Source organism: Halolamina sp. C58 (assembly GCF_051195095.1).
Taxonomy (GTDB): Archaea; Halobacteriota; Halobacteria; order Halobacteriales; family Haloferacaceae; genus Halolamina.
In genome coordinates this window covers 1,879,965-1,904,548 of the sequence record NZ_JBNTJY010000001.1, presented here as the reverse complement: position 1 = coordinate 1,904,548, position 24,584 = coordinate 1,879,965, and the positions used below count along the sequence as shown (strand labels likewise).

The 24,584-nt window shown below is 69.7% G+C and carries 29 protein-coding genes and 1 tRNA gene; 13 read left to right on the top strand and 17 right to left on the bottom strand.

Going from position 1 to position 24,584, the window contains the following annotated elements; translation table 11 throughout:
- The first annotated feature begins 7 nt into the window (after positions 1 to 7).
- From ACQUSM_RS09985 to thsA, 6 genes are all read left to right on the top strand, one after another.
- The gene (locus tag ACQUSM_RS09985) at positions 8 to 589 is read left to right on the top strand and encodes a V-type ATP synthase subunit E (protein ID WP_435118135.1); all 582 of its coding nucleotides are present in this window, start codon (positions 8 to 10) and stop codon (positions 587 to 589) included.
- Positions 586 to 1,641: a V-type ATP synthase subunit C gene (locus ACQUSM_RS09980; RefSeq protein WP_435118134.1), complete on the top strand. Its 1,056-nt coding sequence runs from the start codon at positions 586 to 588 to the stop codon at positions 1,639 to 1,641. The genes ACQUSM_RS09985 and ACQUSM_RS09980 overlap by 4 nt, the downstream gene beginning before the upstream one ends.
- Positions 1,638 to 1,964, top strand: a complete 327-nt coding sequence (locus ACQUSM_RS09975; RefSeq protein ID WP_053946891.1) for a V-type ATP synthase subunit F — start codon at positions 1,638 to 1,640, stop codon at positions 1,962 to 1,964. Before ACQUSM_RS09980 ends, ACQUSM_RS09975 begins: the two co-directional genes overlap by 4 nt.
- Positions 1,965 to 1,966: 2 nt before the next feature.
- The gene (locus tag ACQUSM_RS09970; RefSeq protein WP_435118133.1) at positions 1,967 to 3,733 is read left to right on the top strand and encodes an ATP synthase subunit A; all 1,767 of its coding nucleotides are present in this window, start codon (positions 1,967 to 1,969) and stop codon (positions 3,731 to 3,733) included.
- Positions 3,733 to 5,172, top strand: a complete 1,440-nt coding sequence (locus ACQUSM_RS09965) for a V-type ATP synthase subunit B (protein ID WP_435118132.1) — start codon at positions 3,733 to 3,735, stop codon at positions 5,170 to 5,172. The genes ACQUSM_RS09970 and ACQUSM_RS09965 overlap by 1 nt, the downstream gene beginning before the upstream one ends.
- A gap of 255 nt (positions 5,173 to 5,427) precedes the next feature.
- Positions 5,428 to 7,080, top strand: coding sequence for a thermosome subunit alpha (thsA, locus tag ACQUSM_RS09960; RefSeq protein ID WP_435118314.1), 1,653 nt, complete (start codon positions 5,428 to 5,430; stop codon positions 7,078 to 7,080).
- A gap of 672 nt (positions 7,081 to 7,752) precedes the next feature.
- On the opposite strand, the gene ACQUSM_RS09955 is transcribed toward thsA, so the two are convergent.
- Positions 7,753 to 7,852 (bottom strand) — tRNA-Arg (locus tag ACQUSM_RS09955).
- Between the two features lie 84 nt (positions 7,853 to 7,936).
- Between ACQUSM_RS09955 and ACQUSM_RS09950 the strand changes: the two genes are divergently transcribed.
- The 3 genes from ACQUSM_RS09950 to ACQUSM_RS09940 are packed head-to-tail and all read left to right on the top strand — an operon-like array spanning position 7,937 to position 9,409.
- On the top strand, positions 7,937 to 8,518 hold the full coding sequence (locus tag ACQUSM_RS09950; protein WP_435118131.1) for an AAA family ATPase: 582 nt from the start codon (positions 7,937 to 7,939) through the stop codon (positions 8,516 to 8,518).
- Complete coding sequence (locus tag ACQUSM_RS09945) at positions 8,515 to 8,931, top strand: RNA-binding domain-containing protein (protein WP_435118129.1); 417 nt, start codon at positions 8,515 to 8,517, stop codon at positions 8,929 to 8,931. The genes ACQUSM_RS09950 and ACQUSM_RS09945 overlap by 4 nt, the downstream gene beginning before the upstream one ends.
- A gap of 4 nt (positions 8,932 to 8,935) precedes the next feature.
- Complete coding sequence (locus tag ACQUSM_RS09940; RefSeq protein ID WP_435118128.1) at positions 8,936 to 9,409, top strand: HPP family protein; 474 nt, start codon at positions 8,936 to 8,938, stop codon at positions 9,407 to 9,409.
- Here the strand turns inward: ACQUSM_RS09940 and ACQUSM_RS09935 are convergent.
- From ACQUSM_RS09935 to ACQUSM_RS09900, 8 genes are all read right to left on the bottom strand, one after another.
- Entirely contained in the window at positions 9,399 to 9,956 is a 558-nt protein-coding gene (locus ACQUSM_RS09935; RefSeq protein WP_435118127.1) for a magnesium transporter, read from the bottom strand. The genes ACQUSM_RS09940 and ACQUSM_RS09935 overlap by 11 nt on opposite strands.
- Positions 9,953 to 10,534, bottom strand: a complete 582-nt coding sequence (locus ACQUSM_RS09930) for a magnesium transporter (RefSeq protein ID WP_435118126.1) — start codon at positions 10,532 to 10,534, stop codon at positions 9,953 to 9,955. The genes ACQUSM_RS09935 and ACQUSM_RS09930 overlap by 4 nt, the downstream gene beginning before the upstream one ends.
- 43 nt (positions 10,535 to 10,577) lie before the next feature.
- Entirely contained in the window at positions 10,578 to 11,828 is a 1,251-nt protein-coding gene (locus ACQUSM_RS09925; RefSeq protein WP_435118125.1) for an MFS transporter, read from the bottom strand.
- Positions 11,829 to 11,944: 116 nt separating this feature from the next.
- Positions 11,945 to 13,069 carry a copper-containing nitrite reductase gene (gene nirK, locus ACQUSM_RS09920; RefSeq protein WP_435118124.1) on the bottom strand — a complete coding sequence of 375 codons (1,125 nt, stop codon included), beginning with the start codon at positions 13,067 to 13,069 and terminating at the stop codon, positions 11,945 to 11,947.
- A 166-nt stretch (positions 13,070 to 13,235) separates the two neighbouring features.
- Positions 13,236 to 14,621: a signal recognition particle protein Srp54 gene (locus ACQUSM_RS09915; protein ID WP_435118123.1), complete on the bottom strand. Its 1,386-nt coding sequence runs from the start codon at positions 14,619 to 14,621 to the stop codon at positions 13,236 to 13,238.
- 53 nt (positions 14,622 to 14,674) lie between these two features.
- Positions 14,675 to 15,250 (bottom strand): hypothetical protein, encoded by a 576-nt coding sequence (locus tag ACQUSM_RS09910; protein WP_435118122.1) that lies wholly within the window; start codon positions 15,248 to 15,250, stop codon positions 14,675 to 14,677.
- Positions 15,251 to 15,288: 38 nt separating this feature from the next.
- The gene (locus tag ACQUSM_RS09905; protein WP_435118121.1) at positions 15,289 to 15,942 is read right to left on the bottom strand and encodes a hypothetical protein; all 654 of its coding nucleotides are present in this window, start codon (positions 15,940 to 15,942) and stop codon (positions 15,289 to 15,291) included.
- Positions 15,943 to 15,995: 53 nt separating this feature from the next.
- Entirely contained in the window at positions 15,996 to 16,517 is a 522-nt protein-coding gene (locus ACQUSM_RS09900; RefSeq protein ID WP_435118120.1) for a hypothetical protein, read from the bottom strand.
- A 78-nt stretch (positions 16,518 to 16,595) separates the two neighbouring features.
- Here ACQUSM_RS09900 and ACQUSM_RS09895 point away from each other — a divergent pair, with 78 nt between their 5' ends.
- Complete coding sequence (locus ACQUSM_RS09895) at positions 16,596 to 17,744, top strand: PQQ-binding-like beta-propeller repeat protein (protein ID WP_435118119.1); 1,149 nt, start codon at positions 16,596 to 16,598, stop codon at positions 17,742 to 17,744.
- Between the two features lie 9 nt (positions 17,745 to 17,753).
- On the opposite strand, the gene ftsY is transcribed toward ACQUSM_RS09895, so the two are convergent.
- The 8 genes from ftsY to ACQUSM_RS09855 all read right to left on the bottom strand — a co-directional run bounded on the left by ftsY (position 17,754) and on the right by ACQUSM_RS09855 (position 22,020).
- Positions 17,754 to 18,842 carry a signal recognition particle-docking protein FtsY gene (ftsY, locus tag ACQUSM_RS09890; protein ID WP_435118118.1) on the bottom strand — a complete coding sequence of 363 codons (1,089 nt, stop codon included), beginning with the start codon at positions 18,840 to 18,842 and terminating at the stop codon, positions 17,754 to 17,756.
- 6 nt (positions 18,843 to 18,848) lie between these two features.
- On the bottom strand, positions 18,849 to 19,310 hold the full coding sequence (gene pfdA, locus ACQUSM_RS09885) for a prefoldin subunit alpha (protein ID WP_435118312.1): 462 nt from the start codon (positions 19,308 to 19,310) through the stop codon (positions 18,849 to 18,851).
- On the bottom strand, positions 19,310 to 19,486 hold the full coding sequence (gene rpl18a, locus ACQUSM_RS09880; protein ID WP_435118117.1) for a 50S ribosomal protein L18Ae: 177 nt from the start codon (positions 19,484 to 19,486) through the stop codon (positions 19,310 to 19,312). The genes pfdA and rpl18a overlap by 1 nt, the downstream gene beginning before the upstream one ends.
- A gap of 136 nt (positions 19,487 to 19,622) precedes the next feature.
- A complete protein-coding gene (locus tag ACQUSM_RS09875) occupies positions 19,623 to 20,288 on the bottom strand; it encodes a translation initiation factor IF-6 (RefSeq protein ID WP_435118116.1) in 666 nt (221 codons plus the stop codon).
- A 7-nt stretch (positions 20,289 to 20,295) separates the two neighbouring features.
- The gene (locus ACQUSM_RS09870; protein ID WP_435118115.1) at positions 20,296 to 20,574 is read right to left on the bottom strand and encodes a 50S ribosomal protein L31e; all 279 of its coding nucleotides are present in this window, start codon (positions 20,572 to 20,574) and stop codon (positions 20,296 to 20,298) included.
- Complete coding sequence (locus ACQUSM_RS09865) at positions 20,574 to 20,726, bottom strand: 50S ribosomal protein L39e (RefSeq protein ID WP_049981178.1); 153 nt, start codon at positions 20,724 to 20,726, stop codon at positions 20,574 to 20,576. Before ACQUSM_RS09865 ends, ACQUSM_RS09870 begins: the two co-directional genes overlap by 1 nt.
- Positions 20,727 to 20,776: 50 nt before the next feature.
- The gene (locus ACQUSM_RS09860; protein WP_435118114.1) at positions 20,777 to 21,301 is read right to left on the bottom strand and encodes a hypothetical protein; all 525 of its coding nucleotides are present in this window, start codon (positions 21,299 to 21,301) and stop codon (positions 20,777 to 20,779) included.
- Between the two features lie 29 nt (positions 21,302 to 21,330).
- Positions 21,331 to 22,020: a DUF5828 family protein gene (locus ACQUSM_RS09855; protein ID WP_435118113.1), complete on the bottom strand. Its 690-nt coding sequence runs from the start codon at positions 22,018 to 22,020 to the stop codon at positions 21,331 to 21,333.
- A gap of 117 nt (positions 22,021 to 22,137) precedes the next feature.
- Here ACQUSM_RS09855 and ACQUSM_RS09850 point away from each other — a divergent pair, with 117 nt between their 5' ends.
- The 3 genes from ACQUSM_RS09850 to ACQUSM_RS09840 are packed head-to-tail and all read left to right on the top strand — an operon-like array spanning position 22,138 to position 24,550.
- The gene (locus tag ACQUSM_RS09850; RefSeq protein ID WP_435118112.1) at positions 22,138 to 22,518 is read left to right on the top strand and encodes a helix-turn-helix domain-containing protein; all 381 of its coding nucleotides are present in this window, start codon (positions 22,138 to 22,140) and stop codon (positions 22,516 to 22,518) included.
- A gap of 42 nt (positions 22,519 to 22,560) precedes the next feature.
- Positions 22,561 to 23,862 (top strand): threonine synthase, encoded by a 1,302-nt coding sequence (gene thrC / locus ACQUSM_RS09845; protein WP_435118111.1) that lies wholly within the window; start codon positions 22,561 to 22,563, stop codon positions 23,860 to 23,862.
- 43 nt (positions 23,863 to 23,905) lie between these two features.
- Positions 23,906 to 24,550: a DUF7095 family protein gene (locus ACQUSM_RS09840; protein WP_435118110.1), complete on the top strand. Its 645-nt coding sequence runs from the start codon at positions 23,906 to 23,908 to the stop codon at positions 24,548 to 24,550.
- Positions 24,551 to 24,584 lie beyond the last annotated feature (34 nt).

The window sequence follows — 24,584 nt, the reverse complement described above, 5'->3', positions numbered from 1 at the left end:
TCCGCTCATGAGCTTGGAAACCGTCGTCGAGGACGTTCGAGACGAAGCCCGCGCGCGTGCCGAGGAGATACGCGAAGAGGGCGAGAGCCGGGCAGAGGAGATCATCTCGGAGGCGGAGGCCGACGCCGAGGAGATCGTCGAGCAGCGCGAGCAGGACGTCGAGGCACAGATCGACGAGGAGCGCGAACAGGCGCTGTCGAGCGCGAAGCTCACGGCCAAACAGAAGCGCCTGGAAGCCCGTCGTGACGTGCTGGAGCAGGTCCGCGAACAGCTCGAGGAGCGCGTCGCCGAGATCGACGGCGAGCGCCGCGAGGAGCTGACCCGGTCGCTGCTCGATTCGGCCGCCGAGGAGTTCGACGATGACGCGGACGTACAGGTGTACGGCCGCGCCGCCGACGAGGAGCTGCTGACCGACCTGCTCTCGGAGTACGAGGGCTGGTCGTTCGCCGGCACCGAGGACTGCCTCGGCGGCGTCGTGGTCAGAAGCGAGAGCTCCCGCGTCAGCGTCGACAACACCTTCGACTCCGTGATCGCGGAGGTCTGGGACGAGGAGCTCAAACGTATCAGCGAAAAACTCTTCGAAGAATGAGCGCTACCGGCAGTTCCAACCCGGAGTACGTCAACGCTCGCGTGAGCGCCCGGCGTGCGACGCTGTTCGACGAGGAGGACTACCGGAAGCTGGTGCGGATGAGCCCCGACGAGATCACCCGCTACATGGAGGAGTCGACGTACCAAGGACCGATCAACCGACTCGGTTCGCGGTTCTCCGGCGTCGACCTCCTCGAGTACGCGCTGAACGCGGGGCTGGCGGAGACGTTCGACGAGCTGCTCGCGTGGGCGGACGGCCGCCTCTACGAGCAGGTCGCGCGCTACCTCCGGAAGTTCGACGCGTGGAACGTGAAGACAGTCGTCCGCGGCATCTACGCCGACGCCGACACCGAGGCGGTCGAGGACGATCTGATCCGTGCCGGCGAGTTCGACGATGCGCTCCTCGATCAGCTGGTCGAGACCGAGAGCATCGAGGCGGTCGTCGATCTGCTCGACGGCACGATCTTCGGCGACGCCCTCGCGGCGGCCGCCGAGGAGTACGAGGAGACCGGGACGCTCGTCCCGCTGGAGAACGCCATCGACCGCGCGTACTACGAGAACCTGTTCGAGGGCGTGACGAGCGCCTCGGGCGCGGGCCCGGAGTCGGCGTACGCCGAGTACCTCCAGGCCGAGATCGACTTCCGGAACGCGCGGAACGCGCTCCGGCTCGCCCGCAGCGGCGCCGAGATCGACCCCGCGGAGTACTACATCGAGGGCGGCGCGCTGTTCGAGCCCGAGGAGCTGTCGGCGCTCTCCCGGGACAGCGAGCAGTTGGTCGAGCGCATCCGCGAGAGCCGGTACGGCGACGAGCTCTCGACCGCGCTCGACGAGCTCGCGGAGGCGGACAGCCTCATCGAGTTCGAGCAGGCGCTCGACGCGGCGCTGCTCGAACACGCACGCAACGCGGCACACGCACACCCGATGTCGGTGTGCCCCGTGATCGCGTTCGTGCTCGCGAAGGAGCGTGAGGCGGACAACATCCGTGCCATCGCCCGAGGCAAGGAGGCGGGGCTCGACCCCGACGATATTCGGGCGGAACTGGTGGTACGATGAGTCAGGAGATCGCCGTGATCGGAAGCCCGGAGTTCACGACCGGGTTCCGCCTCGCCGGCGTCCGGAAGTTCGAGGACGTTCCCGAGGAGGAGAAGGCCGAGCGGCTCGACGACGCCGTCGAGTCGACGATCGCCGACGACGACGTGGGGATCGTCGTGATGCACGACGACGACCTCGACCACCTCTCGCGGGGGACCCGCGAGGACGTCGAGACCAGCGTCGAGCCGACGTTCGTCACGCTCGGCGGCGGCGCCGGCAGCGGCGGACTGCGCGACCAGATCAAACGAGCCATCGGTATCGACCTGATGGACGACGAGGACTAACAATGAGTCAGGCAACAGACGTCGCCGCGGAAGACCGCGGCCAGATCGAGAGCGTGAGTGGTCCGGTCGTGACCGCCGTCGACCTCGACGCCCGGATGAACGACGTCGTCTACGTGGGCGGCGACGAGCTGATGGGCGAAGTTATCGAGATCGAGGGCAACGTCACGACGATCCAAGTGTACGAGGAGACCTCCGGGGTCGGCCCCGGCGAACCCGTCGTCAACACGGGCGAGCCGCTGACGGTCGACCTGGGGCCGGGGATGCTCGACTCCATCTACGACGGCGTCCAGCGACCGCTGGACGTCCTCGAGGAGAAGATGGGGTCGGCGTTCCTCGACCGCGGTGTCGACGCACCCGGCATCGACATGGAGAAGCAGTGGGAGTTCCACCCCGAAGTCGAGCCGGGCGACACCGTCGAGCCCAGCGACATCGTCGGCGAGGTGCCCGAGACCCAGACCATCGACCACAAGGTGATGGTCCCGCCGGACTACGAGGGCGGCACCGTCGAGTCCGTCGAGGAGGGCGAGTTCACCGTCGAGGAGACGATCGTCACCCTGGAGAACGGCGAGGAGATCCAGATGCACCAGGAGTGGCCGGTCCGAGAGTCCCGGCCGGTCGAGGAGAAGCAGACCCCGACCGAGCCGCTGATCTCCGGCCAGCGCATCCTCGACGGCCTGTTCCCGCTCGCGAAGGGCGGAACGGCCGCGATCCCGGGCCCGTTCGGCTCCGGGAAGACGGTCACCCAGCAGAGCCTCGCGAAGTTCGCCGACGCCGACATCGTCGTCTACATCGGCTGCGGCGAGCGGGGCAACGAGATGACCGAAGTGATCGACGACTTCCCGGAGCTGCCCGACCCCCAGACCGGGAACCCGCTGATGGAGCGGACGACGCTGATCGCGAACACCTCGAACATGCCCGTGGCCGCACGGGAGTCCTGTGTGTACACGGGGATCACGATCGGGGAGTTCTACCGCGACATGGGGTACGACGTGGCGCTGATGGCCGACTCCACCTCCCGGTGGGCCGAGGCCATGCGCGAGATCTCCTCCCGGCTGGAGGAGATGCCCGGCGAGGAGGGGTACCCGGCCTACCTGGCCGCGCGCCTCTCCCAGTTCTACGAGCGGGCGGGCTACTTCGAGAACATCAACGGCAGCGAGGGGTCGATCTCGGTGATCGGCGCCGTCTCGCCGCCGGGCGGTGACTTCTCGGAGCCCGTCACCCAGAACACGCTGCGTATCGTCAAGACGTTCTGGGCGCTGGACTCCGACCTGGCCGAGCGCCGGCACTTCCCGGCGATCAACTGGGACGAGTCCTACTCGCTGTACAAGGACCAGCTCGACGAGTGGTTCGAGGAGAACGTCGACCCCGAGTGGCCCGACCGGCGACAGTGGGCCGTCGACGTGCTCGACGAGGAGAGCGAGCTCCGCGAGATCGTCCAGCTGGTCGGGGAGGACGCCCTGCCCGACGACCAGCAGCTCACCCTCGAAGTCGCGCGCTACATCCGCGAGGGGTGGCTCCAGCAGAACGCGTTCATCGAGGTGGACCAGTACTGTCCGCCCGAGAAGACGTTCCAGATGCTGGGCGCGATCAAGAAGTTCAACGACGAGGCGTTCGAGGCGCTCGACGCGGGGGTCCCGATCGACGAGATCACCGAGATCGACGCCGCGCCCAAGCTCAACCGTATCGCGACCACTCCCGACGACGAGGTCGAGGAACACGTCGAGGAGCTGCGAGACGAGATCGAGACCCAACTCCGCGAGCTCTACTGATGAAAGAGTACCAAACCATCACCGAGATTTCCGGCCCGCTCGTCTTCGCCGAGGTCGACGAGTCCATCGGGTACGACGAGATGGTGGAGATCGAGACCGCCGACGGGCGAGAGCTCCGTGGGCAGGTGCTCGAATCCGCCGACGACCTCGTCGCGATCCAGGTGTTCGAGGGCACGAGCGGTATCGACCGCGACGCGTCCGTGCGGTTCACGGGCGAGACGCTGAAGATGCCCGTCACCGAGGACCTGCTCGGGCGGGTGCTCGACGGGTCGGGCACGCCGATCGACGGCGGCCCCGACATCGTCCCCGACGAGCGTCACGACATCGTCGGCGAGGCGATCAACCCCGTCTCCCGGGAGTACCCCGAGGAGTTCATCCAGACCGGCGTCTCCGCCATCGACGGCATGAACACGCTGGTCCGCGGCCAGAAGCTGCCGATCTTCTCCGCGTCGGGGCTCCCCCACAGCGAGCTCGCGCTCCAGATCGCCCGACAGGCGACCGTCCCGGAGGAGGACGAGGAGAGCGACGACGGCGAGGGGTCGGAGTTCGCCGTGGTGTTCGGCGCCATGGGGATCACCCAGGAGGAGGCCAACGAGTTCATGGCCGACTTCGAACGCACCGGTGCGCTGGAGCGCTCGGTCGTGTTCATGAACCTCGCCGACGACCCGGCGGTCGAGCGGACGGTCACGCCGCGGATGGCGCTGACCACCGCCGAGTACCTCGCCTTCGAGAAGGGGTACCACGTGCTGACGATCCTGACGGACATGACCAACTACTGCGAGGCGCTGCGAGAGATCGGCGCCGCGCGTGAGGAGGTCCCCGGCCGGCGTGGCTACCCCGGGTACATGTACACCGACCTGGCCCAGCTCTACGAGCGGGCCGGCCGTATCGACGGCCGCGAGGGCTCGGTGACCCAGATCCCGATCCTCACCATGCCCGGCGAGGACGACACCCACCCGATCCCGGACCTGACCGGCTACATCACCGAGGGGCAGATCGTGATGGACCGGGACCTCGACAGCAAGGGGCTCGAACCGCCCGTCAACGTCCTGCCCAGCCTCTCCCGGCTGATGGACGACGGTATCGGCGAGGGGCTGACCCGCGAGGACCACGGCGACCTCAAGGACCAGCTGTTCGCGGCGTACGCGGAGGGTGAGGACCTGCGCGACCTCGTGAACATCGTCGGTCGCGAGGCGCTGTCGGAGACCGACAACAAGTACCTCGACTTCGCCGACCGCTTCGAGGCGGAGTTCATCGATCAGGGGTACCAGACCAACCGCGACATCGAGGAGACCCTCGACATCGGCTGGGAGCTCATCTCGCTGCTCCCGAAGACGGAGCTCAACCGTATCGGCGAGGACCTGATCGAGGAGTACTACGTCGAGGACCCCTCGGTCGACGCCGACACCGACTCCGAGGAAGCGCCCGCGGACGACTGACGACGCTCACTCTCTCTTTCCCTTCTCCCGTTTCCGCCCTCGCCAGCGCTCGCTCCCCACGCGTGCGCGGAGTGTTAACCGCCGCCTCCGTGGCGCTCCGGGACGGATATTTAAACCCTGTCGTGTGAACAGTTAGCAAGCCGTCGTTGCGGCTGTATGCGTGGGTGTCTCACGGTTTGAACGTAACATCTTTATAGAACCACGGACAATCTGTCGGTGAACATGAGCCAGCAACAGCGTATGGGCAATCAGCCCATGATCGTACTCTCCGAGGACAGCCAGCGAACCTCCGGGAAGGACGCCCAGGAGATGAACATCACGGCCGGGAAGGCCGTCGCCGAGTCGGTCCGCACCACGCTCGGACCCAAAGGCATGGACAAGATGCTCGTCGACTCCTCGGGCGGCGTCGTCGTCACGAACGACGGCGTGACGATCCTGAAGGAGATGGACATCGATCACCCCGCGGCCAACATGATCGTCGAAGTCTCCGAGACACAGGAGGAGGAGGTCGGCGACGGCACCACGACCGCCGTCGTCGTCGGCGGCGAACTCCTCGATCAGGCCGAGGAACTGGTCGAGTCCGACGTCCACCCCACCACGATCGCGCAGGGGTACCGACAGGCCGCCGAGAAGGCCAAGGAGATCCTCGACGAGGAGGCCATCGAGGTCACCGCGGACGACTACGACACCCTGACGAAGATCGCCGAGACGGCGATGACGGGCAAGGGCGCCGAGACGGCCAAGGACACGCTGGCCGAACTGGTCGTCGACGCCGTGCTCGCGGTGCGTGACGACAACGGTATCGACACGGACAACGTCTCCGTCGAGAAGGTCGTCGGCGGCTCGATCGAGAACTCCGAGCTGATCGAGGGCGTCATCGTCGACAAGGAGCGCGTCAACGAGAACATGCCCTACGCCGTCGAGGACGCCGACGTCGCGCTGTTCGACGGCGCCATCGAGGTCAAGGAGACCGAGATCGACACCGAGGTCAACGTCACCGACCCCGACCAGCTCCAGCAGTTCATGGAGCAGGAGGAGGAGCAGCTCCGCGAGATGGTCGACCACCTCGTCGACGTCGGCGCGGACGTGGTGTTCGTCGGCGACGGTATCGACGACATCGCCCAGCACTACCTCGCACAGCACGGCATCCTCGCGGTCCGTCGCGCGAAGAACGACGATCTGAAGGCGCTGGCTCGCTCGACCGGCGCGACGACCGTCTCCGCCCTCGAGGACATCGAGGAGGAGGACCTCGGCTTCGCCGGTAGCGTCGCCCAGAAGGACATCGGCGGCGACGAGCGCATCTTCGTCGAGGACGTCGAGGAAGCCCGCTCGGTCACGCTGGTGCTCCGCGGCGGCACCGACCACGTGGTCGACGAGCTCGAACGCGCCATCGACGACTCGATCGGCGTGGTTCGCACGACGCTGGTCGACGGGCAGGTGCTGCCCGGCGGCGGCGCGCCCGAGACCGAGCTCGCGCTCCAGCTCCGCCAGTTCGCCGACTCCGTCGGGGGGCGCGAGCAGCTGGCCGTCGAGGCCTTTGCTGACGCGCTGGAAGTCATCCCGCGCACGCTCGCCGAGAACGCTGGTCTGGACCCGATCGACTCGCTGGTCGACCTGCGCGCCAGCCACGACGGCGGCGAGTTCACCACGGGTCTCGACGCCTACACCGGCGACATCATCGACATGCAGGAGGACGGCGTCGTCGAGCCCCTCCGCGTGAAGACCCAAGCCGTCGAGTCCGCGACGGAGGCCGCGACGATGATCCTCCGCATCGACGACGTGATCGCCGCGGGCGACCTCGCCGGCGGTCAGGTCGGCGACGACGACGGCGACGACGGCCCCGCCGGCGGTATGGGCGGCGGCATGGGCGGCATGGGCGGTATGGGCGGCATGGGCGGCGCGATGTAAACGAGGCGGGAAAACTCGCCTCCGGCGAGGCAAACCGCCTCGGAAAGCCGAGCGGGGAACGAACGTGACCCGCGAAGCGAGATCGGTCTCCGACCGATCTTCCGTCGGTAGTCGGACTTCGCTGGCGACTTCGAGGAGATCGCCACCGAAGCCCGCCCGCCGCAACGCTCCCGAACCGAGGTCAGACATGCACACACCCCGGAAACGGGGTGAAACTTCTCCCGCGTTTCTGTACGACCGTCACATTTCTCCGGAATTTATTAGTGAACGCCTACCCGCGTTTCAGTCACCCGACTGGTCCGTCGGGTTGTCAGAGGCAGACCGGCGGGTCCTCTCCCGCTTCGTCAACCGGGTTCGCTCCCGGTTTTTCCGACGCGTGTCGGTTTCACACTCCCGAGTAATCGAAGCGAGGAGACGACTCGGACGGCTGTCGCTCGGCGGCCGAGTCACTGCCTCCGGTACGGCTGGACGCGAACCACGGTCGTTCCCGTTCGCTTGCGCACCTGCCTACTTCGAACAGCACACGCGACGCTCTCGGGTTCACTTCGTTCGAGACGGGAGCGGGCGCGGTGGGATTCGAACCACGGTCGGACGTGCTCGCTTCGCTGCGCGCGACCTCCCTGATTCGAATCCCACGTGCCGTTTTCACGGCTCGCTTCGCTCGCCGGAAAACGGGCGCGGTGGGATTCGAACCCACGACCACCGGATGGCTCCCCCCGCGGGACCACCGGGGTTAGAAGTCCGACGCTCTGTCCAGCTGAGCTACGCGCCCTCACACGTCCATTACCCTCGGCGAGCAAAAGCGGCCGGGTTCGTCCCGTAGCCCTTAACCCCGCCAGCCGAGAACCCCGAGCCGATGCGAATCATCGGCACCGTCGGGCTGCCGGGCAGCGGCAAGGGCGAGGCCGCCGCGGTCGCCCGGGAGGAAGACATCCCCGTCGTGACGATGGGCGACGTGATCCGGGCGGAGACGCGGCGGCGCGGCCTCGACCCCAGCGAACACCACGGCGAGATCGCGGGCAAGCTCCGCGAGGAGGAGGGCGAGACCGCCATCGCCGACCGCTGCATCCCGATGGTCCGGGAGGCCGCCGAGGGGCAGGACGGCGAGCCGGTCGTGCTCGTCGACGGCCTGCGCTCGATGGCGGAAGTCGAGCGCTTCGTCGACGCCTTCGGCGAGGAGTTCCTGCTCGTCTCCATCGAGGCCCCCTTCGACCTGCGGGCGAAGCGGCTGGGCGACCGCGGCCGCGAGGCGACCGATCTCGACCGCGAGAAGCTCCGGGAGCGCGAGGAGCGCGAACTCGGCTTCGGGATGGGCGAGGTGATCGACGCCGCCGACCTCACGATCCACAACGACGACTCGCTGGAGCGCTTCCGCGAGCAGGTCCGGGCGGTGCTGGAGCGCGGGACGACCGACATCGACGACGGAGCCCACCAATGATCTACAGTATCGACGTCACGATCGAGGTCCCGGTACAGGCGACGGAGGTGGCCGACCGCGTCGAGGACGCCGTCACCAACCTCTTCCCCGACGCGGAGTTCCGGCGCGAGCCCGACCGCTTCGTTGCCGAGAGCCACTCGCTCGACGCGTTCTCGGACGTGCTCCACGAACAGGAGATCCTCGACACCGCGCGCCGGGAGTTCTCCAACGGGATGGACGAGGAGGGGTTCGCGTTCGACCTGAAGAAACAGCCCGCCTTCGAGGGCGTCGTCAACTTCGCCGTCGGCTCCGAGGACGAGCTCGGCGACATCCACGTCCGCGTCGACGTCCGGGAGCCCGGCGTGGAGTCGTTCATCGACCACGTCGCCCCGCCGACGGAGGAGGGGCGCCCGGTCGACCCGGACGACCGCTGAATCGATGTTCTCGGTCAGAGCCGGCGCCCACGCCGGCGTGTTGCTCGCGGTGACCGGCGCCGCCGCCGTGCTCACCGGCCGCCCGTTCCTGTTCCCGAGCCTCGGCCCCTCAGCGTACCTGTTAGCGACGACGCCCGACGCGGCAGTCAGCCAGCCCCGGAACGTCCTCGGCGGGCACGCGATCGGCGTCGTCGCCGGGCTGCTCGCGACCACCCTGCTCTCGCCGGGGCTGGTGGTGATCGACCCCATCGCGCCGCTGTCGCCCGAAATGATCAGACTCGCCGCCAGCGCGGTCGTCTCGGTCGCGCTGACGACCGGCGGGATGCTCGCGACCGGCTACGAGCACGCGCCGGCGTGTGCGACGACGCTGATCGTCGCGCTCGGCCTGCTCTCCACACCGACGGAGGGCGCAATCGTGCTCGTGGCGATCGCGGTGCTGGTGGCCGCCGACGCCGTACTCCCGCACGCTAGAGCGTGAGCTGGACGACCGCGAACAGCACCACCACCCCGAGCACGTCGCAGGTGTTCGTGACGACGGGAATCACCACGTCGTCCGGGTCGAGCCGGTAGCGGTAGGCCACGTACGTCGCGCCGAGCGTGATCCCGACCGCCAGCACCGCGAGCACCACGCCGCTGAGAAGCGAGATCCAGACGACGGTGCCGACGGCCAACTGCGCCCCGCCGAGCAGCGAGCGCAGCCCCCACGCTCCCGCGCCGACGACGGGAAACAGCGTCACCGCGAGCGCGACGGTCGCGACCGCGTTGCCGGCCAGCGACTCGTCGGTCGGCGAGAAGTCGAGCGTGCCGAGGTGAAACGCCGTCGAGAGCCGCGACGCGAGCACGCTGCCGAGGTTGCCCGCGGTCCCGATGGTGACGGGGACGAGCACCAGCAGCGTCGGGTACCGGTAGAGCTCTGCTTCGAACGTGCCGAGCACCAGCCCCGAGCCGACCTCGACCATCGTCATCACGAGCAACACGGGCAGCATCGCCCGCGTGATCGCTCGGACCGTCCAGTCGGTCGTCACGCCCCACCCCCCAGCGCCAGCACGACCCGCACCGCGACCAGCAGGAACGCGACGCCGACCACGTCGCCGGTCGTCGTCACCACCGGCCCGACCAGCGTGTCGGGATCGCGCCCGCGGCGGTAGCCCGCGAACACGACGACGACCACGACCGCAGTCAGCGCGACGCCGGAGAGCAGCCCCGCGACGAGGCTGATCCCGACGAGCGTCGTCGCGGCGGCCACCGCGTCACCGAGCGCCGTGAGGATCAGGAACACCGCGACCGCGGCGACGGCGCTCGCGAGCAGGCCGTTCGCGAGCGCGGCCGCCATCGCCCCGCGCAGCCGTCGGTTGCCGAGGTCGACCCGCGGCTCGACCAGCCCCTGGTGGAGTCCGGTCGAGAGCCGCGCGCCGAGGCTGCCGTACACGTTCCCCCGCGTCGCGAGCAGCGCCGGCACGAGCACCAACAGCCCGGGGACCGCCCGGAGTTCGGCCTGCATCCCGCCGAGCACGACGCCCGCGAGCAGCCCGCCGACGACGCTCGCCCCCAGCGCGGGCAGCGCCGACTCGTACGCCTCCCGGGCGACGGCGAGGACGCTCATCGACTGTGGCGTCGGCGCCGCCGGTGAAAAACCCCCGAGCCGGCTACCGCTCGCGGCTCAGCAGCGCGATCAGCCCCAACAGCGCGAGCGCGACCACGAACGAGCCGCCGAGCGCCGCGAACGCGGCGTCGTACCCCTGCGTGTCGATCAGGAACCCCGTCACCCCGGGCGCGATCGCGCCGGCGGTCATCAGCACCGTCCGCACGACGCCCAGCCCGCCGCCGGCGGCGTCGTCGGGCAGCAGCGACATCAGGTACGCGCTCCGGACGGGGCGGAAGCCGTGACAGCCCAGCCCGAACAGGGCGACTGCGGCGCCGACGGCCGCGACACCCCGCACCGAGAGCAGCAGCGCCGCGCCGGCGACCGCGGCGGCGACAGTCGCGAACAGCATCGGCAGCCGCCCCACGCGGTCGGTGAGCTCGCCCGTTCCCAGCTGGACCAGCGACACCACGAACAGAACGGAGTAGATCGTGTTGGCGACGGCCCGTCCCAGCCCCGCCCCTGCGTCGGCGGCGAGGTAGCTCGGCAGGAACGCCACCACCCCGTTGTAGCCGAACGCGAACGCGACGGTGACGCCGACGAACAGCGCCACGCGGGGCGGCTTCATCAGTTCGAGGTAGCCCAGCAGCGAACTGTCGACCCCGCTGTCCCCGCCGTCGGACGCGTCGACGGCGCCGCGGCCCTCCAGATGCCGCGGCGTCTGCCGGACGAACAGGACGGCCAGCGCCGCGACCGCGAGACCGCTCGCGAGGAAGAGGCCGCGCCAGTCCGGCAGCGCGTAGGTGACCGCAAGCGGCGCCGCGACGCCGCCGAAGGCGGCGACGGTGTCGAGCACGCCCAGCGCCCGCCCCGTCCGCTGCTCGTGAACCGTCGCGAGCAGGCGGACGGCGACGGTCTTGTGCGCGCCCGTCCCGACGCCGATCAGGAGCATCCCGGCGACGACGCCGAGGAATTCCCCCGGCACGGCCGAAACGGGGCCGACCGGCACCGGGAGGTCGGGCAGCGGGAGCGGGACGACCAGCGCGAGCGAGCCGAGGGCGGCGACGACGGCGCCGGCGGCGATCACCCGGACCGGCCCCCGTCGGTCGGCGATCACGCCGGAGGGGAACTGCATCAGCGCGTACACCGTCATCAGCGCGGAGAACGCCAGCCCGGTCGCGGTGTTGGAGACGCCGAAGGCGGCCTGAAACGGGTCGAATAACGGCGGGAACAGGTAACGCACGAACTTCGCCATGAACCACAACAGCGTCGTGAGAACGAGCGCGTCGTAGCGCGCGAGGCGGCGAAGCTCCATCGGGGCGGGCTACCCCGGCCGCGGGCAAAAAGCGCGCGGATGCGGCGAGCGGTTCGGGGTCGGCGGCGTGACCGACGCCCGGCCGTCGTCGGGGTGGGACGCCCCGGGCCGGCGGTTCAGTAGATCGGCCCTTCCTCGTCCTCGCCCGCCGGAGTGTCCGGCGACGGGTCGAAGATCTCGGGGCGTTTCTCGCCCTGCACGTCGACCATCGCCATCAGTCCGCGTCGGGCGACCCGCGACAGGGCGTGATCCACCAGCTTGATGCGTTCCGGCACGGGCGTGTCCATCTCGCCGATCATACAGCTCCCCGGCGGGACCTTCATCGTCTGGACGTTCCTCTCGGCGGCGGCCTCGAGGTCGCCGTTCTCGGGGAGGGCGCCGTCGCGGTACGCCCGACTCCAGACGTTCCCGATCGGGTGGAAGTTCGAGGAGTAGTTCGGGCCGCCGGTCACCATGAAGACGCGCACTCGATCGCCCTGGTTCGTCTTGATCGTGCCGTGGTTGTCCGGGGTGAACGGGTACTTCTCGCCGTTGAACAGCACGTACGTGGGCTGCTCGTTCGCCATCGCCTCGAAGTCGAAGCTGTGGTGGCCCTCCTCGCCGGCGGGTTTGTCGGTGTACACCTCGTGCTGGCCGAGGTACAGCTCCTGATCGACCGGCGGGAGCCCCTCCTTGGGTTCGACGAGGATCATCCCGAACATCCCGCTGGAGATGTGCATGTCGAGGTTCGGGACCGCACAGTGGTAGATGTAGGCGCCCGGGTACTCCGCTTTGAACTCCATCGCGTTCTCCTCGCCGGGCGACGCGGTCGTCGCGACGTTCCCCCCGCCGGTGCCGTAGACCGCGTGGAAGTCCACGTTGTGGGGCATCGCGTTGTCCGTCGCGTTCTCCAGGGTGAACGACACGGTGTCGCCCTGTCGGACGCGGATCATCGGCCCCGGCACGCGCCCGTCGAACGTCATGAAATTGAACGTGACGCCGTCTTCGATCTCCGCGACGTGCTCCTGAGCCGTGAGCAGGACCTCGTGCCGTTTCGGTTCGCTGCGGCTGATCGGATCCGGAAGCGTGGTCGGATCGGCGGCGATCCGATCCACGTCGATCGACTGCTGTGCTGCGGTCTGCGACGTCGTCTCTCGTGTGGTTTCGGTGTCCGTGGTGGGTGCCGCACTACAGCCAGCGAGGGATGCTGTCCCCCCGAGCCCGACCGCCTGTACGACTCGTCGCCGGGTCGTCTCGAACATGTGGAGTCACCTCCCACACGGCTCTTGGGGGGTACCGTCCTTCAATCGGGGTCGCGATTATCGGATATCAAAAATCGGACTCGAACATGTTCTTTGAGGACGTATAAGCAGGGTCGAGGATCCGGAACGGCGCTCCCACCTCGAACGTCGGCTTCGCGGGGACCGACTACCCGAACGGCCCCATGCCGCCGAGGCCGCCGCCGCCGTCGCCGCCCTGCATCTTCTTCATCATCCGCTGCATGTCGCCGTCGCCCATCCCCTGGAACTGGTTCAGGGTCTTGTCCATCATCTTGTGCTGCTGGAGCAGCTCCTGCACCGTCTCCTCGTCGGTGCCCGAGCCGCGGGCGATGCGCTTGACCTGCTGGGCGCCGATCGAGCGGGGGTCTTCGAGCTCCTCGTCGGTCATCGAGTCCATGATGACCTCGAAGTTGCGCATCCGGTCCTGAGTCACGTCCATCGCGTCGTCGGGGAGCTGGTCCATCATCCCGCCGCCCATCCCGGGGATCATGTCCATCACCTGATCGAGCGGCCCCATCTTGTTCATCGCGTCCATCTGGCGCTGCATGTCCTTCAGGGTGAAACTCCCCTCCAGCATGTCCTCGGGCTCCCAGTCCTCGTCCTCGTCGCCGGTCTCCTCCATCGCGCGCTCGACGCGCTCGGAGAGCTGCTTGAGGTCGCCCATCCCGAGCAGCCGGGAGATGAAGCCGTCGGGCTCGAAGCGCTCGATGTCCTGCACCGTCTCGCCGGTCCCGAGGAAGGCGATGGAGGAGTCGGTCTCGTTGACCGCCGTCAGCGCACCGCCACCTTTCGCGGTCCCGTCGAGCTTGGTGATCGTCACGCCGTCGACGCCGATCGCGTCGTCGAACTCCCGAGCCTGCTCCTTGGCGCCCTGCCCGATGGCGGCGTCGAGCACCAGGAGGTTCCGGTCGGGGTTCACTTCGCGTTCGATCTCCTCGATCTCGTCGATGAGCTCGGACTCCAGCGCGTGTCGGCCCGCGGTGTCGACGATGTGCACGTCGGCGTCTTCGGTCGCTTCGAGGCCGTCGCGGGCGATCTTCACGGGGTCCTCGGCGTCGGGATCGCCGTAGAAGGAGACCTCCGCGTTCTCGGCCATCTGCTTGGCCTGCTGGTAGGAGCCGGGCCGGAACGTGTCGGTCTGGATGACCGCCGGGCGTAGCCCCTTCTTCGAGAACCACCACGCGATCTTGGCGGCGGTCGTCGTCTTCCCCGACCCCTGCAGCCCCGAGAGCATGATCGTCTGGGGCTCCAGCGGGATCTCGGTGGAGTCGCCGACGACCTCGACCATCTCCTCGTAGACGATCTTGAGGATGTGGTCCCGCGCGGAGGTGCCGCCCGGCGGCTCCTCGTTGAGCGCGCGCTCCTCGATGTTCGAGGAGAGATCCATCACCAGGTCGACCTCCACGTCGGCCTGGAGCAGCGAGCGCTGGATCTCCTTCACGATCTCCTGGACGTCCTCCTCGTCCAGGCGGGACTTCCCGCGGAGCGTGTCCATCGTGCTCCGGAGGGAGCTCCCGAGATTGTCGAGTACCATCTTACCCCACTGTTGTCGGCCGACCCATAAACGCTTGTCCGTCCGGCAGGCCCCTACGACACCCGGACGCCGAAGCTGGTGACCCGCTCGAACCGCGCGGGGACCCGGACGAACGTCGCCGCCACGTCGCCGCGGGGGTCGGGCTCGCAGTCGGCCTCGCGGTCGACCGCCCGGTAGCGGAGTTCGACGTCGGCGCTGCCCGCCGGCGCGTCCGCGTCCTCGCCCCACGCGAGCCGTTCCAGCTCCCAGCGCTCGCAGGCGTCGACGGGATGCTGGTGGACGAGCACCAGCGCCGAGGCGAACTCGGTGTCCTCGATCAACGACAGCGCGGCGTCGACGCCCGCGGCGCCGTCGGCGAAGTACAGCGCCTCCCGGTCGTCGCGATCGGCGACGAGCCACTGGCTGTCCGTCCACCCTCCGACCGGGTCGACCAGCGTCGACCGCACCGCGGCCGTCTCGGCGGCGGTACGGACCGTCCGGCTGACGGGCTCGCCGATCCCCTCGTCGTACGTTCGCTCGCCCGCCGTCGCGGTCGGCGTGGCGGTGCCGTCGTCGACGCCCGAACAGCCGCTCAGTCCCGCGAGCAGCGCGCCGGCGCCGAGGAGGGCCTGTCGTCGCGTGCGGGCCATACCAGAACCCACGCCCGCCGCTCCGGTAGTCGTTGTGCCTACAGCCGGACGACCCGCACGTCGTCGAAGTAATGCGTCGCGTCGGACTCCCAGACGACGCTCACGCCGAGCGAGAGGAACAGCGTCTCCGGCACCGAGTCGGGCTCCCACGTGAAGCTGTACTCCTGCCACCCCTCGGCGAGGTGGAGCGGTTCGCGCAGGCCGCCGTAGGGGGCGCCGTCGACGTTCGAGGAGTTCTGCCCCGGGTCCGGGAAGTCTTCCTCGGCGTCGGGCGCTTCGGGACCGAGGTACGCGACCGCGTTCCGGAGGATGTTGAACGACTCCGACTCGCTCCAGGCGTCGAACGTCACTTCGAACGCCTCGGCGTCGCCGGGGTCGATCTCGGTGGTCGCCCACGCCGTCCCGTCGTCGTGGTCGCCCTCGGTGAACACCGAGAGGCTCCAGTCGCCCTCGCCGGCCTGCGCCCGCGAGCGCTCGATCGCCCACTCGAAGTCAGATAGCTCCTCCTCGGGGCCGATGTGGGCGGCCGTTTCCCAGCCGAAGCCGTCCTCGAAGCTCTCGGTGAACAGGGCGCCGTCGGCGCCGTTGTCCGGCATCGAACAGCCCGCGAGTACGCCGCCGAGGCCGACCGCGACGCCGGCTTTCAGCGCGGTTCGACGGCCCATCTGCCGACCGACTCTGTCGTCACTCATGGCTGAACGGACGTTTCACGGAGCCAATTGCTTTTCGACCACTCGCGTTCGCGTCACTCGTTCGCGAGCGTCCAGACATCCGCCTCGCCGCCGGTGCGCGTGTCGCGCTCGCCGACGCCCTCGATCACCTCCCGCGCGAACGCCGCGGCCTCGTCGAGCTCGCCCGGAACACCGGCCTCCAGCCGACCGAACGCCAGCTCCGCGCCCGTCCCGAGCGCGACCGGCGAGTCCTCGATGACGCTCCCGTCGGCGTACACCGCCCGGACCCGTGCACGACCCTCGTCGTCCCGTGCGGCGACGGCGGCGTCGGTGCCGACCGTGCCGGCGGCGTCGGTCGCCATCCGGGTGAACGGCTCGATACCGGGGTTCTCGCCGTGGTCGGTTTCGTACGCCCGGCGTTTCCCGTCGAGCTCGCGCCGGAACTGATCCGGGTCGGCGACCGCGGCGGCGCCGCAGTCGTCGAACGCCGCGAGCCGTTCGGCGCGCTTGCTGCTGACGGTGTGGTTGTCGACGACCAGCCTGTCGGCCGCGAGCACGGCGCCTCCCTCGGTCTCGAACGCGACGACGGTGGGCATGGGCCGGGGTTGGGCGTCCCGACGGAAAACCGTCCCGCGCCGGAGCGGCCAAGTGCGTCCGCGGCCAACCCCGGACGAATGCCCTCCCGACGCGATCTGCTCGCCACGATCGGCGCCGGCGCGGCCCTCGGGCTCGCCGGCTGTGCCGGCCGCGATTGTACGCCCGTCGAACCGACCGGAATCGACTGGCCCAACCCCGGCGGCGGCCCCCGGAACGCCGCCGCGGCGCCGGATCTGCCCGCTCCCGGCCGCGTCGCGGAACGCTGGCGCGCGACGCTCGCCCCCGAGGGGGGTTTGGACGCGTTCGCGGGCGTCGTCGCCGACGGCGACCGGCTCGTCGCGCTCGGCCGCAGCGGGGACGCCGGGTTCTGGAGCCAGTTCGACGCCCGGACCGGCGAGCGGACGGCCCACGCCGAACTCCCGGCGACGATCGCCGCGCCGCCGGTGCTCGTCGACGGCCACACGGCGCTCGTGTTCCAGACGGCCGACGGCGCCTCCCTCCGCCTGCTCGACGACGGCGAGGTGGTCGACCGCCACTCGCTCGCGAACTACCCGACGACGCCGCGCGCAGCCGACGGCGTCCTGTTCGGCGGCGACGCCGACGGCGCGTACGCCGCCGAACTCGGGACTGGGGAGCGCTGGCGCCAGCCGTTCGGCGACCCCGAGGAGGCCCCGGCGATCCCCTACCCCCCGACGGTCGACGAGGAGCGAGTGTACGTCACCGTCACGAGCGCGAGCGACCGCGGCGTGTACGCGCTGGACAGGCGCGACGGCGAGATCCTGTGGTCGGCCCCGGGGGTACGTGCGTTCCGACCGCCCGCCCGGAGCGGCTCGCTCCTGCTCGTCCCCGTGCAGTCCGGGTTGGTGGCGCTCGACGCCGCGACCGGCGAGGAACGGTGGACGACGCCGACGCGTGACGACCGCCCGGCGTTCCCGCCACCCGCGGGGCTCGGGGCACAGCTCGCGCTCTCGGACGGCGGGGCGGTCCACGGGATCGACCGCGCCACCGGCGAGAAGCGGTGGTCGACCGACCTCGACAGTCCGGACCGGCCGGCCGTCGTCGGCGACAGCGTGCTCGTCGCCGCGGACGGAATCGTCGCGCTGGACCTCGCCGACGGGAGCGAACGCTGGCGGCTCGACGGCGTGTCGGCGGCGCTCCCGCTGGGCAACGGCGTGCTCGCGCGGCGCGGGGACGAGCTGATCGCGTGTACTGTCTGCGAGAACTAGCCCGGGGAGCTACGCCTCGTCGGCGAGTAGCTCGTCGACCAGCGCCTCGGGGTCGAACTCCCGGATGTCGCCGTACCCCTGCCCGGTGCCGAGGAAGAGGACGGGCTTGCCCGTCACGTGGGCGATGGAGATCGCGGCGCCGCCGGAGGAGTCGGCGTCGGCCTTCGTCAGCACCGTGCCGTCGATCTCGGCGGCGTCGTCGAACTCCTTGGCGCGCTCGACCGCGTCCTGTCCGGCGACGGCCTCGTCGACGAACAGCGTCATCTCCGGATCGACCACGCGGTGGATCTTCTCCAACTGGGTCATCAGGTCGTTGGAGGTGTGCAGGCGGCCGGCGGTGTCGCCCAGCACCACGTCCACGTCGTTGGCTTCGGCGTACTCGACGCCGTCGTAGATGACCGCGGCGGGGTCGCCGCCCTGCTCGTGGGAGATCACCTTCCGGCCGACGTTCTCGGCGTGTTTCTCGATCTGCTCGTTCGCGCCGGCGCGGTACGTGTCGCCGTTCGCGAGCACGGAGCTGTAGCCGCGCTCGCCCAGCCACTCGCTCATCTTGGCGATCGAGGTGGTCTTGCCGACGCCGTTGACGCCCGTGAACACGATGGTGACGGGCTTGTCGGCCTCGGCGATGCGCTGCTCGAAGTCGAACTGCCCGACGGAGATCACGTCGACCAGCGCGTCGTGCAGCGCCTCCTCGACCAGTTCGGCGGTGGTGTCGACCTGCTTGCGGCTCTCGCCGATCAGCTGCTCGCGCACCGCGTCGAGGATCTCCTCGGCGACGCTCATCTCCACGTCGCTCTCTAACAGCGCCATCTCCAGCGACCAGAGCGGCTCCTCTAAGTCCTCCTCCTCGATGATGACCCGCCCGGTCGCGAAGGCGGCGGCCTGCCGGAGCCGGCCGGGGCCGCCGTCGTCGTCTTCCTCGTCGCTCGACTCGCGGTCCGGCGCCGCGGCGGGGGTCGAGGGTTCGTCGTCGGCCGTGTCGTCGGCCGACTCGGCCTCCGCTTCGGCCGCAGCCTCGGCTTCGGCCTCCTTCTCCTCGACCTCCTCCTCGACGTCGTCGCGGAACGAGCCGAGCTTATCCTTCAGTCCGTCGAACATAGGGCCTTACTGGCCGCCTTCCTCGTCGCCCATCTGCTGCATCTGTTGCATCTGCTGCTGCTGCATCTGCTGCTGCATCTGCTGGGCGCGCTGTTCGAGCTCGGCGCTCTCCTCCTCGAGCTCGGTGATCTCCTCGCGCACCTCGCTGATGCGGTCGTCCAGCGACTCCTTCTTCGACTCGAGGGCGTCGATCGCGTCGCCCTGCTCCTGCTCGGCCGCGTAGCCGCCGCCGAGGTCGACGATGATCTCGTCGATGTCCTGAACCTCCGCGCGGACGTACGCGCCGCCGCCGAGGGGGACCTGCACCGTCGAGTCGCTGTCGAGCGTCTCGATCGCCTCGATGGCGTCGTCGACGCCCGCCTTCTCCTCTTGGAACTCCGCGATCTCGGCTTCCTTCTCCTCGATCTCGGCGTCGAGCTCCTCGAGCTCCTGGGAGAGCTGCTGCAGCTGCTGCTGGCCACCACCCATCATGCGGCGGTCACCTCCGTGATCTCGATCTGCGTCCGCTGGAGGTTGTGCTCCGCGCCGAACTGGGAGAGCACGTGCTCCTCGGCGACGTTCTCGTTCTCGGCGTCGACGCTCCGCTCGAAGGCCTGTCGCCCGTCCCGGGCCTCGAACGTACCGCTCACAGTAAACTGACTCATAGCCGAGAATGGCCGGGCGAGCGGGAAGTAGCTTCCGAAAGGGTACTCGCTCGGCGACGGCGGGCTCACGAGAGCCACGGCATCGAGCGCCGCGAGCGTGACACGGCGGTCACGCCCGGTCACTCATCGCGGCTCCCTACTCCAGATAGCCCAGCGTGTCCTCGATGCGGCCCAGCTCCGGCCCGGTGGTGTCCTGCCCGACGACGTACCCCTCGTCGGTCGCGACCAGCCCCGAGCCGACCAGCGGGGCGCCGTAGTTGATCGTCCCCACGTCGGCGTACACGTCGAGCAGTTCCTCGACGGTCTCCAGTTCGGCCTCGCGGGCGTCGGGCTGACAGAGCACGCCCTCGTTCGTCGCGACCGCGGCGGTGCCGACGGTGTCCACGTCGCCCAGCGACCCCCGTTCGACGGGGACCGCGAGCGCCTCTTCCACGACGCCGACCTGCTCGTCGGTCAGGTCGGGGTGGACGTACGCGCCGCTGTCGTTAGCGAGCACGACGTTGCCGGCGGCGTTGATCTTCCCCGGCAGCCCGTAGACGGGCTTGTCGGTCGCCGTCTCGATCCGCTCGCGCTCGCGTTCGGTGACTCGACCGGAGACCAGCAGGCCGTTCTCGTTGCCGACCGCGAGCGCGCCGACGGTGTTGGAGCCGGCAACAGTGGTCGGCAGGGCGTCGACGCCGAGCTCGTCGGTCATCCCCTCGATCACGTCCTCTTCGGCGTCGGGACGGATCAGCAGACAGTCCTCGGTCGCTCGCGCGAACACCCCGACGTACGAGGAGCCGGCGAAAGCCGCGCGGAACACGGCGTGTTTACTCCGCCGGCTCGGCTTCGACGACCGTCTCGCCGTCCTCGTCGAACCGTGCGGCCCGCACGCGGATCGAGCTCGGGGGCTTGCTTCGCCCGCGCTCCCAGACGACCTCGTTGACGGCCGGGTCCAGACGGACCTCCTCCTCCTCGACGGAGAACTGGGTCGCGAGGTGCTCGGTGACGATCGACATCGCGGCGTCGGCGCGCTCCTGCTTGGGCGCGCTCTTGGCGTCGCGGAGCGGGACGGTGACGACCCGCTCCTCGAAGTCGCTCGCGCTCATTACTCGTCGATGTTAGAGCGCCGCCAGTTGCGCCGCTTCGGGTTGCGGGTGACTTCCATGTCGGTCTTCATCATCACCCACGCCGGCACGCGGGAGTTCTGTCGCTCCTTCTTACCGAGTCGCTTCTTCTGCGCTTTCGATTTCTTCCCCATAGTGGCCGCCAGTTCCCTCGCTCGACGTAAAACGCTGTCCATCCGCGCGCTCAGGGCTCGACCCCGAGGTGGACGGTGAGCGTGACCACGTCGCCGCCCCGGGCCGCCCGATACGCCCCGCAGGCCCGGTGGTTCCCGTCCAGCAGCCGCGGGGGCCACTCGCCGTCGCGCTGCCACGCGACCGCGGCGCCGAACTCGCGGTCGGGGTGCTCGGCGAACCACGCGACTTTCTCCGCCGCGCCGGGGGCCTCCGCGGCGACCGACCCGTCGTCCAGCCGTTCGACCGCGCCCGCGACGGTGCCGTCCGCCGAGAGCCACTCCCACCCCGACCCCGGGAACGTCCCCAGTTCGCCGACTTCGTCGCCGTCGAGCGCGACCGCGTACCACTCCAGTCCGTCGACGACCGGCTCGGCGGGCTCCTCGTACGTGTCGGTCAGCTCCCGCAGGAGTCGCTCGCGACTCCACTCGGTCGGATCGGCGTCGGGGTAGGCGTCCTTCCGGGCCTCGCGCTCGACCCACGCCCGGAGGACGGTGTCGACGGCGATCGACTCGCCGCGCTCGGTCCAGTCGGTCACGGTGAGATCCCTCGGGAGCGTGGAGAAAGTTAGTTCGTCGTCGACTTGGAGCTCCCCTCGTTGTCGGGGGAGGAGAACTCCGCGCCCTCGGCGGCCTCGGCGGTTTCGACCTGCTTCTCGGTGTCGACGTGCCAGCGGTCGACCTCGGCGTCGTACTGCGCGAGGCGCTCGCTGACCTCCTGTTTCAGGTCGTCGTCGTTGACGTTCACCTCGAACACGAACTCGGTCTCGTCGCCCCGGGAGCTGCGCTGGACGTTCGCGCTGATGAGTTCGTTGTCGAAGTAGTACGGCGCGAGCTGGGTCATCACCTTCCGGTAGACGGTGTCCTCGACGGTCCGGATCGCTTTCCGGCCAGCCGAGTCCGCGGCGCGGGTCGCGTAGTCGATGGAGTCCTGCCAGCGCTCGATCGCGCCGCCGTTGTCGCCCTCCTCGACTTTCTCGTAGGACTCGGTCAGCTTCTCGCCCGCGGACTTGATGTCGTCCTCGGGGCCTTTCCCCTCGCGCTCGCCGGGGCCCTCCTTGATGCTGGCCTGTTCGGCGGTCTTCTCCTCGACGTCCTCGCCGAGGGTCTCGTGTGCTTTGGGGCGCCACTCGTCCCACTCCTCGAACGCCTCGCCGTCGACGCCGGCGTCCCGGAGCGCACGGCTGATCCGCTCGCCGTGTTCGACGATGTCGCCCCACGAACCGCGCTGTTTGAAGCCGGCGATGCTCTCCTCCATCTTCTCGCCGGAACGAACGTCGTGCGGCCACATAAGTCCACGCAGTCCGTGTTCTCACGGCGCACAGCCGGTGCCGGTGGCGCTCGGCTTTTAGCGCCGGCCGGCCGACCGCGGGGTATGCGCGACAGCGCGAGCAGCCCGGCGATCCCCGACCTCGTCGAGACGGAATCGCCCGATTTCCGGGCGATCCTCTCCTGTGTGTTCGGCGTGCAGGACCACGAGAGCCGAACGTATCTCGTCCTGCTCGACAGCCCCGACAGCACCGTCGCGGAGCTGGCCGAGGAGCTCGACCGCGACCGCAGCAACGTCAACCGCTCGCTGACGGCGCTGCTGGAGAAGGGGCTGGTCGAGCGCCGGCGCCGTCTGCTCGACCCCGGCGGCTACGTGTACGAGTACACCGCCGTCCCGCTCCCCGAAGCCAAGGAGATGCTCCACGAGGCGCTGGACGAGTGGGTCGAGCACGTCCACGAGCGCATCGACGCGTTCGGCCGGGACTGATCGCCGGCCCACTTTTCTCCCCCGCGCTCTCACTCTGTCTCGATGACCGACGCGCTCTCGCTCGACGCCCCGGCGCCGACCCGGCCCGACGGCGTCGACGCCGACTGCTGGCTGGCCTGTATCGACTGCGGCGCCACCTACCCGCCGTTCGAAGCGGTGCGCTACTCGTGTGACGACTGCGGCGGCCTGCTCGAAGTCCGCTACGCCGACCTGCCCGACTGGGACGCGTTCTCGGGCCGGGGCGTCTGGCGCTACGCCGACGCGCTCCCCTTCGAGACGGGGCGCACCGGCCCGATCGATCCGGAGAACCCTGCAGGAGTGAGTCTCCCCGAGGGCGACACGCCGCTTTACGAGGTGCCGACGATCGAGGCCGACCTCGGACTCGACCGCCTCCGCGTCAAGCACGAGGGGATGAACCCGACGGGGAGCTTCAAGGACCGCGGCATGACCGTCGGCGTCGGCGCCGCGGCCGCGGTCGGCGTGGACCGGCTGGCCTGCGCGTCGACGGGGAACACCTCCGCCGCGCTCGCGGCGTACGGCGCCCGCGCGGACCTCGAGACGCTGGTGCTCCTCCCCGCCGGGAAAGTCGCCGCCGGGAAGGTCGCACAGGCCGCGATCCACGACGCACGCATCCTCGAAGTCGACGGCAACTTCGACGACTGCCTCGACATCGTTCAGGAGCTCGCGAACCGCGGCGAGGCGTACCTGCTGAACTCGCTCAACCCCTTCCGGCTGGAGGGCCAGAAGACGATCGGGCTCGAGATCCTCGAACGGTTCCGCGACGAGGAGGGCGGCTTCCCCGACCGGATCGTGCTCCCGGTCGGCAACGCGGGCAACACCGCGGCGCTGTACAAGTGTTTCCGCGAACTCGTCCAGGCGGGCGCGCTCGACCGCGACGACGTGCCGAAGCTCACGGGGGTCCAAGCCTCGGGCGCCGCTCCGTTCGTCGAAGCGATCGAGAACGGCGCCGAGACGGTCAAGCGCTGGGAGCACGTCGAGACTCGGGCGACCGCGATCCGGATCGGCGAGCCCGTGAACGCGCCGAAGGCGCTGCCCGGCGTCCGGGAGACGGGCGGCACCGCCGTCGCCGTCGAGGACGAACAGATCACCGCGGCCCAGCGCGACCTCGCCGGCGAGGGGATCGGCGTCGAGCCCGCCTCCGCCGCCTCGATCGCCGGGCTGCGGAAGCTCCGGCAGCGCGGTGAGATCGACGCGGACGAGCGCGTGGTCTGTCTGACGACCGGCCACCTGCTGAAAGATCCCGAGGCCGCGACCGCCGCCAGCGACGACCCCGAGCCGGTCGAAAACGACGTGGACGCGGTGCTCGATCTCGTCGGCGAGTAGTCGGCCCGACACGCTCTTGGCGCCGCCGCCGCTCCGTCCCGGCATGGAGCGTACCGCCGCGCTCGACCGCGTCGAGCGCCTGCTCGACACGATCGAGTCCGACACGATGCCCGTGCCGGTCCGGGAGGTCTGGCTGTACGGCGACGCCGCGCTCGGGCTCGACCCCGTCGACCGCCTCGACGTCTACCTCACGAAAGACATCCTGCTGGAGAGCGACGACGCGGCCGCCGACCGCTTCGAGCGGGAGTACGGCGTGAAAGGCGTCGGCAGCACGGTCCGTGCCGAGTGGGCCGAGCAGTTCCCCGACTGCCTGCGCGCCAGCGAGAACGGCTACGCCGCACCCGAGAAATGCCTGGCCGCCCACCTGACCGAGGCGGACGAGCCGATCCACCTCGAAGTGTGTAACGCACCCTTCGGCGACAACGTGACCCAGCGCCTGCAAGGGGCGCTTGACCGCGACGCCTACGAACAGGTGCTCGACCCCCGCGGGGCCTGCCTCTGGATCGACGGGGAGCGCGAGACCGAGACGATCGAGAAGCTCCGGGCGGGCGAGCTCGCGTTCCCGACGCTGCCCGAGGCGCTGGAGATGCTCGGCGCCGACGAGGCGGACGCGCGTGCCGCCGCCGAGGCGGTCCAGCGCCGCCGCGCGGAACAGGACGGCGCGACCGTCCGCGGCGACGTGGTGTAGGCGCAGCTATTCGCGGGTGAAAAACGGGAGAACG

Excerpts from the sequence above, each read along its gene's own strand:
- ACQUSM_RS09985 (WP_435118135.1), top strand. The coding sequence starts at position 8 with ATGAGCTTGGAAACCGTCGTCGAGGACGTTCGAGACGAAGCCCGCGCG.
- ACQUSM_RS09980 (WP_435118134.1), top strand. The coding sequence starts at position 586 with ATGAGCGCTACCGGCAGTTCCAACCCGGAGTACGTCAACGCTCGCGTG.
- ACQUSM_RS09975 (WP_053946891.1), top strand. The coding sequence starts at position 1,638 with ATGAGTCAGGAGATCGCCGTGATCGGAAGCCCGGAGTTCACGACCGGG.
- ACQUSM_RS09970 (WP_435118133.1), top strand. The coding sequence starts at position 1,967 with ATGAGTCAGGCAACAGACGTCGCCGCGGAAGACCGCGGCCAGATCGAG.
- ACQUSM_RS09965 (WP_435118132.1), top strand. The coding sequence starts at position 3,733 with ATGAAAGAGTACCAAACCATCACCGAGATTTCCGGCCCGCTCGTCTTC.
- thsA (WP_435118314.1), top strand. The coding sequence starts at position 5,428 with ATGATCGTACTCTCCGAGGACAGCCAGCGAACCTCCGGGAAGGACGCC.
- ACQUSM_RS09950 (WP_435118131.1), top strand. The coding sequence starts at position 7,937 with ATGCGAATCATCGGCACCGTCGGGCTGCCGGGCAGCGGCAAGGGCGAG.
- ACQUSM_RS09945 (WP_435118129.1), top strand. The coding sequence starts at position 8,515 with ATGATCTACAGTATCGACGTCACGATCGAGGTCCCGGTACAGGCGACG.
- ACQUSM_RS09940 (WP_435118128.1), top strand. The coding sequence starts at position 8,936 with ATGTTCTCGGTCAGAGCCGGCGCCCACGCCGGCGTGTTGCTCGCGGTG.
- ACQUSM_RS09930 (WP_435118126.1), bottom strand. The coding sequence starts at position 10,534 with ATGAGCGTCCTCGCCGTCGCCCGGGAGGCGTACGAGTCGGCGCTGCCC.
- ACQUSM_RS09925 (WP_435118125.1), bottom strand. The coding sequence starts at position 11,828 with ATGGAGCTTCGCCGCCTCGCGCGCTACGACGCGCTCGTTCTCACGACG.
- nirK (WP_435118124.1), bottom strand. The coding sequence starts at position 13,069 with ATGTTCGAGACGACCCGGCGACGAGTCGTACAGGCGGTCGGGCTCGGG.
- ACQUSM_RS09915 (WP_435118123.1), bottom strand. The coding sequence starts at position 14,621 with ATGGTACTCGACAATCTCGGGAGCTCCCTCCGGAGCACGATGGACACG.
- ACQUSM_RS09910 (WP_435118122.1), bottom strand. The coding sequence starts at position 15,250 with ATGGCCCGCACGCGACGACAGGCCCTCCTCGGCGCCGGCGCGCTGCTC.
- ACQUSM_RS09905 (WP_435118121.1), bottom strand. The coding sequence starts at position 15,942 with ATGAGTGACGACAGAGTCGGTCGGCAGATGGGCCGTCGAACCGCGCTG.
- ACQUSM_RS09900 (WP_435118120.1), bottom strand. The coding sequence starts at position 16,517 with ATGCCCACCGTCGTCGCGTTCGAGACCGAGGGAGGCGCCGTGCTCGCG.
- ACQUSM_RS09895 (WP_435118119.1), top strand. The coding sequence starts at position 16,596 with ATGCCCTCCCGACGCGATCTGCTCGCCACGATCGGCGCCGGCGCGGCC.
- ftsY (WP_435118118.1), bottom strand. The coding sequence starts at position 18,842 with ATGTTCGACGGACTGAAGGATAAGCTCGGCTCGTTCCGCGACGACGTC.
- pfdA (WP_435118312.1), bottom strand. The coding sequence starts at position 19,310 with ATGGGTGGTGGCCAGCAGCAGCTGCAGCAGCTCTCCCAGGAGCTCGAG.
- rpl18a (WP_435118117.1), bottom strand. The coding sequence starts at position 19,486 with ATGAGTCAGTTTACTGTGAGCGGTACGTTCGAGGCCCGGGACGGGCGA.
- ACQUSM_RS09870 (WP_435118115.1), bottom strand. The coding sequence starts at position 20,574 with ATGAGCGCGAGCGACTTCGAGGAGCGGGTCGTCACCGTCCCGCTCCGC.
- ACQUSM_RS09865 (WP_049981178.1), bottom strand. The coding sequence starts at position 20,726 with ATGGGGAAGAAATCGAAAGCGCAGAAGAAGCGACTCGGTAAGAAGGAG.
- ACQUSM_RS09855 (WP_435118113.1), bottom strand. The coding sequence starts at position 22,020 with ATGGAGGAGAGCATCGCCGGCTTCAAACAGCGCGGTTCGTGGGGCGAC.
- ACQUSM_RS09850 (WP_435118112.1), top strand. The coding sequence starts at position 22,138 with ATGCGCGACAGCGCGAGCAGCCCGGCGATCCCCGACCTCGTCGAGACG.
- thrC (WP_435118111.1), top strand. The coding sequence starts at position 22,561 with ATGACCGACGCGCTCTCGCTCGACGCCCCGGCGCCGACCCGGCCCGAC.
- ACQUSM_RS09840 (WP_435118110.1), top strand. The coding sequence starts at position 23,906 with ATGGAGCGTACCGCCGCGCTCGACCGCGTCGAGCGCCTGCTCGACACG.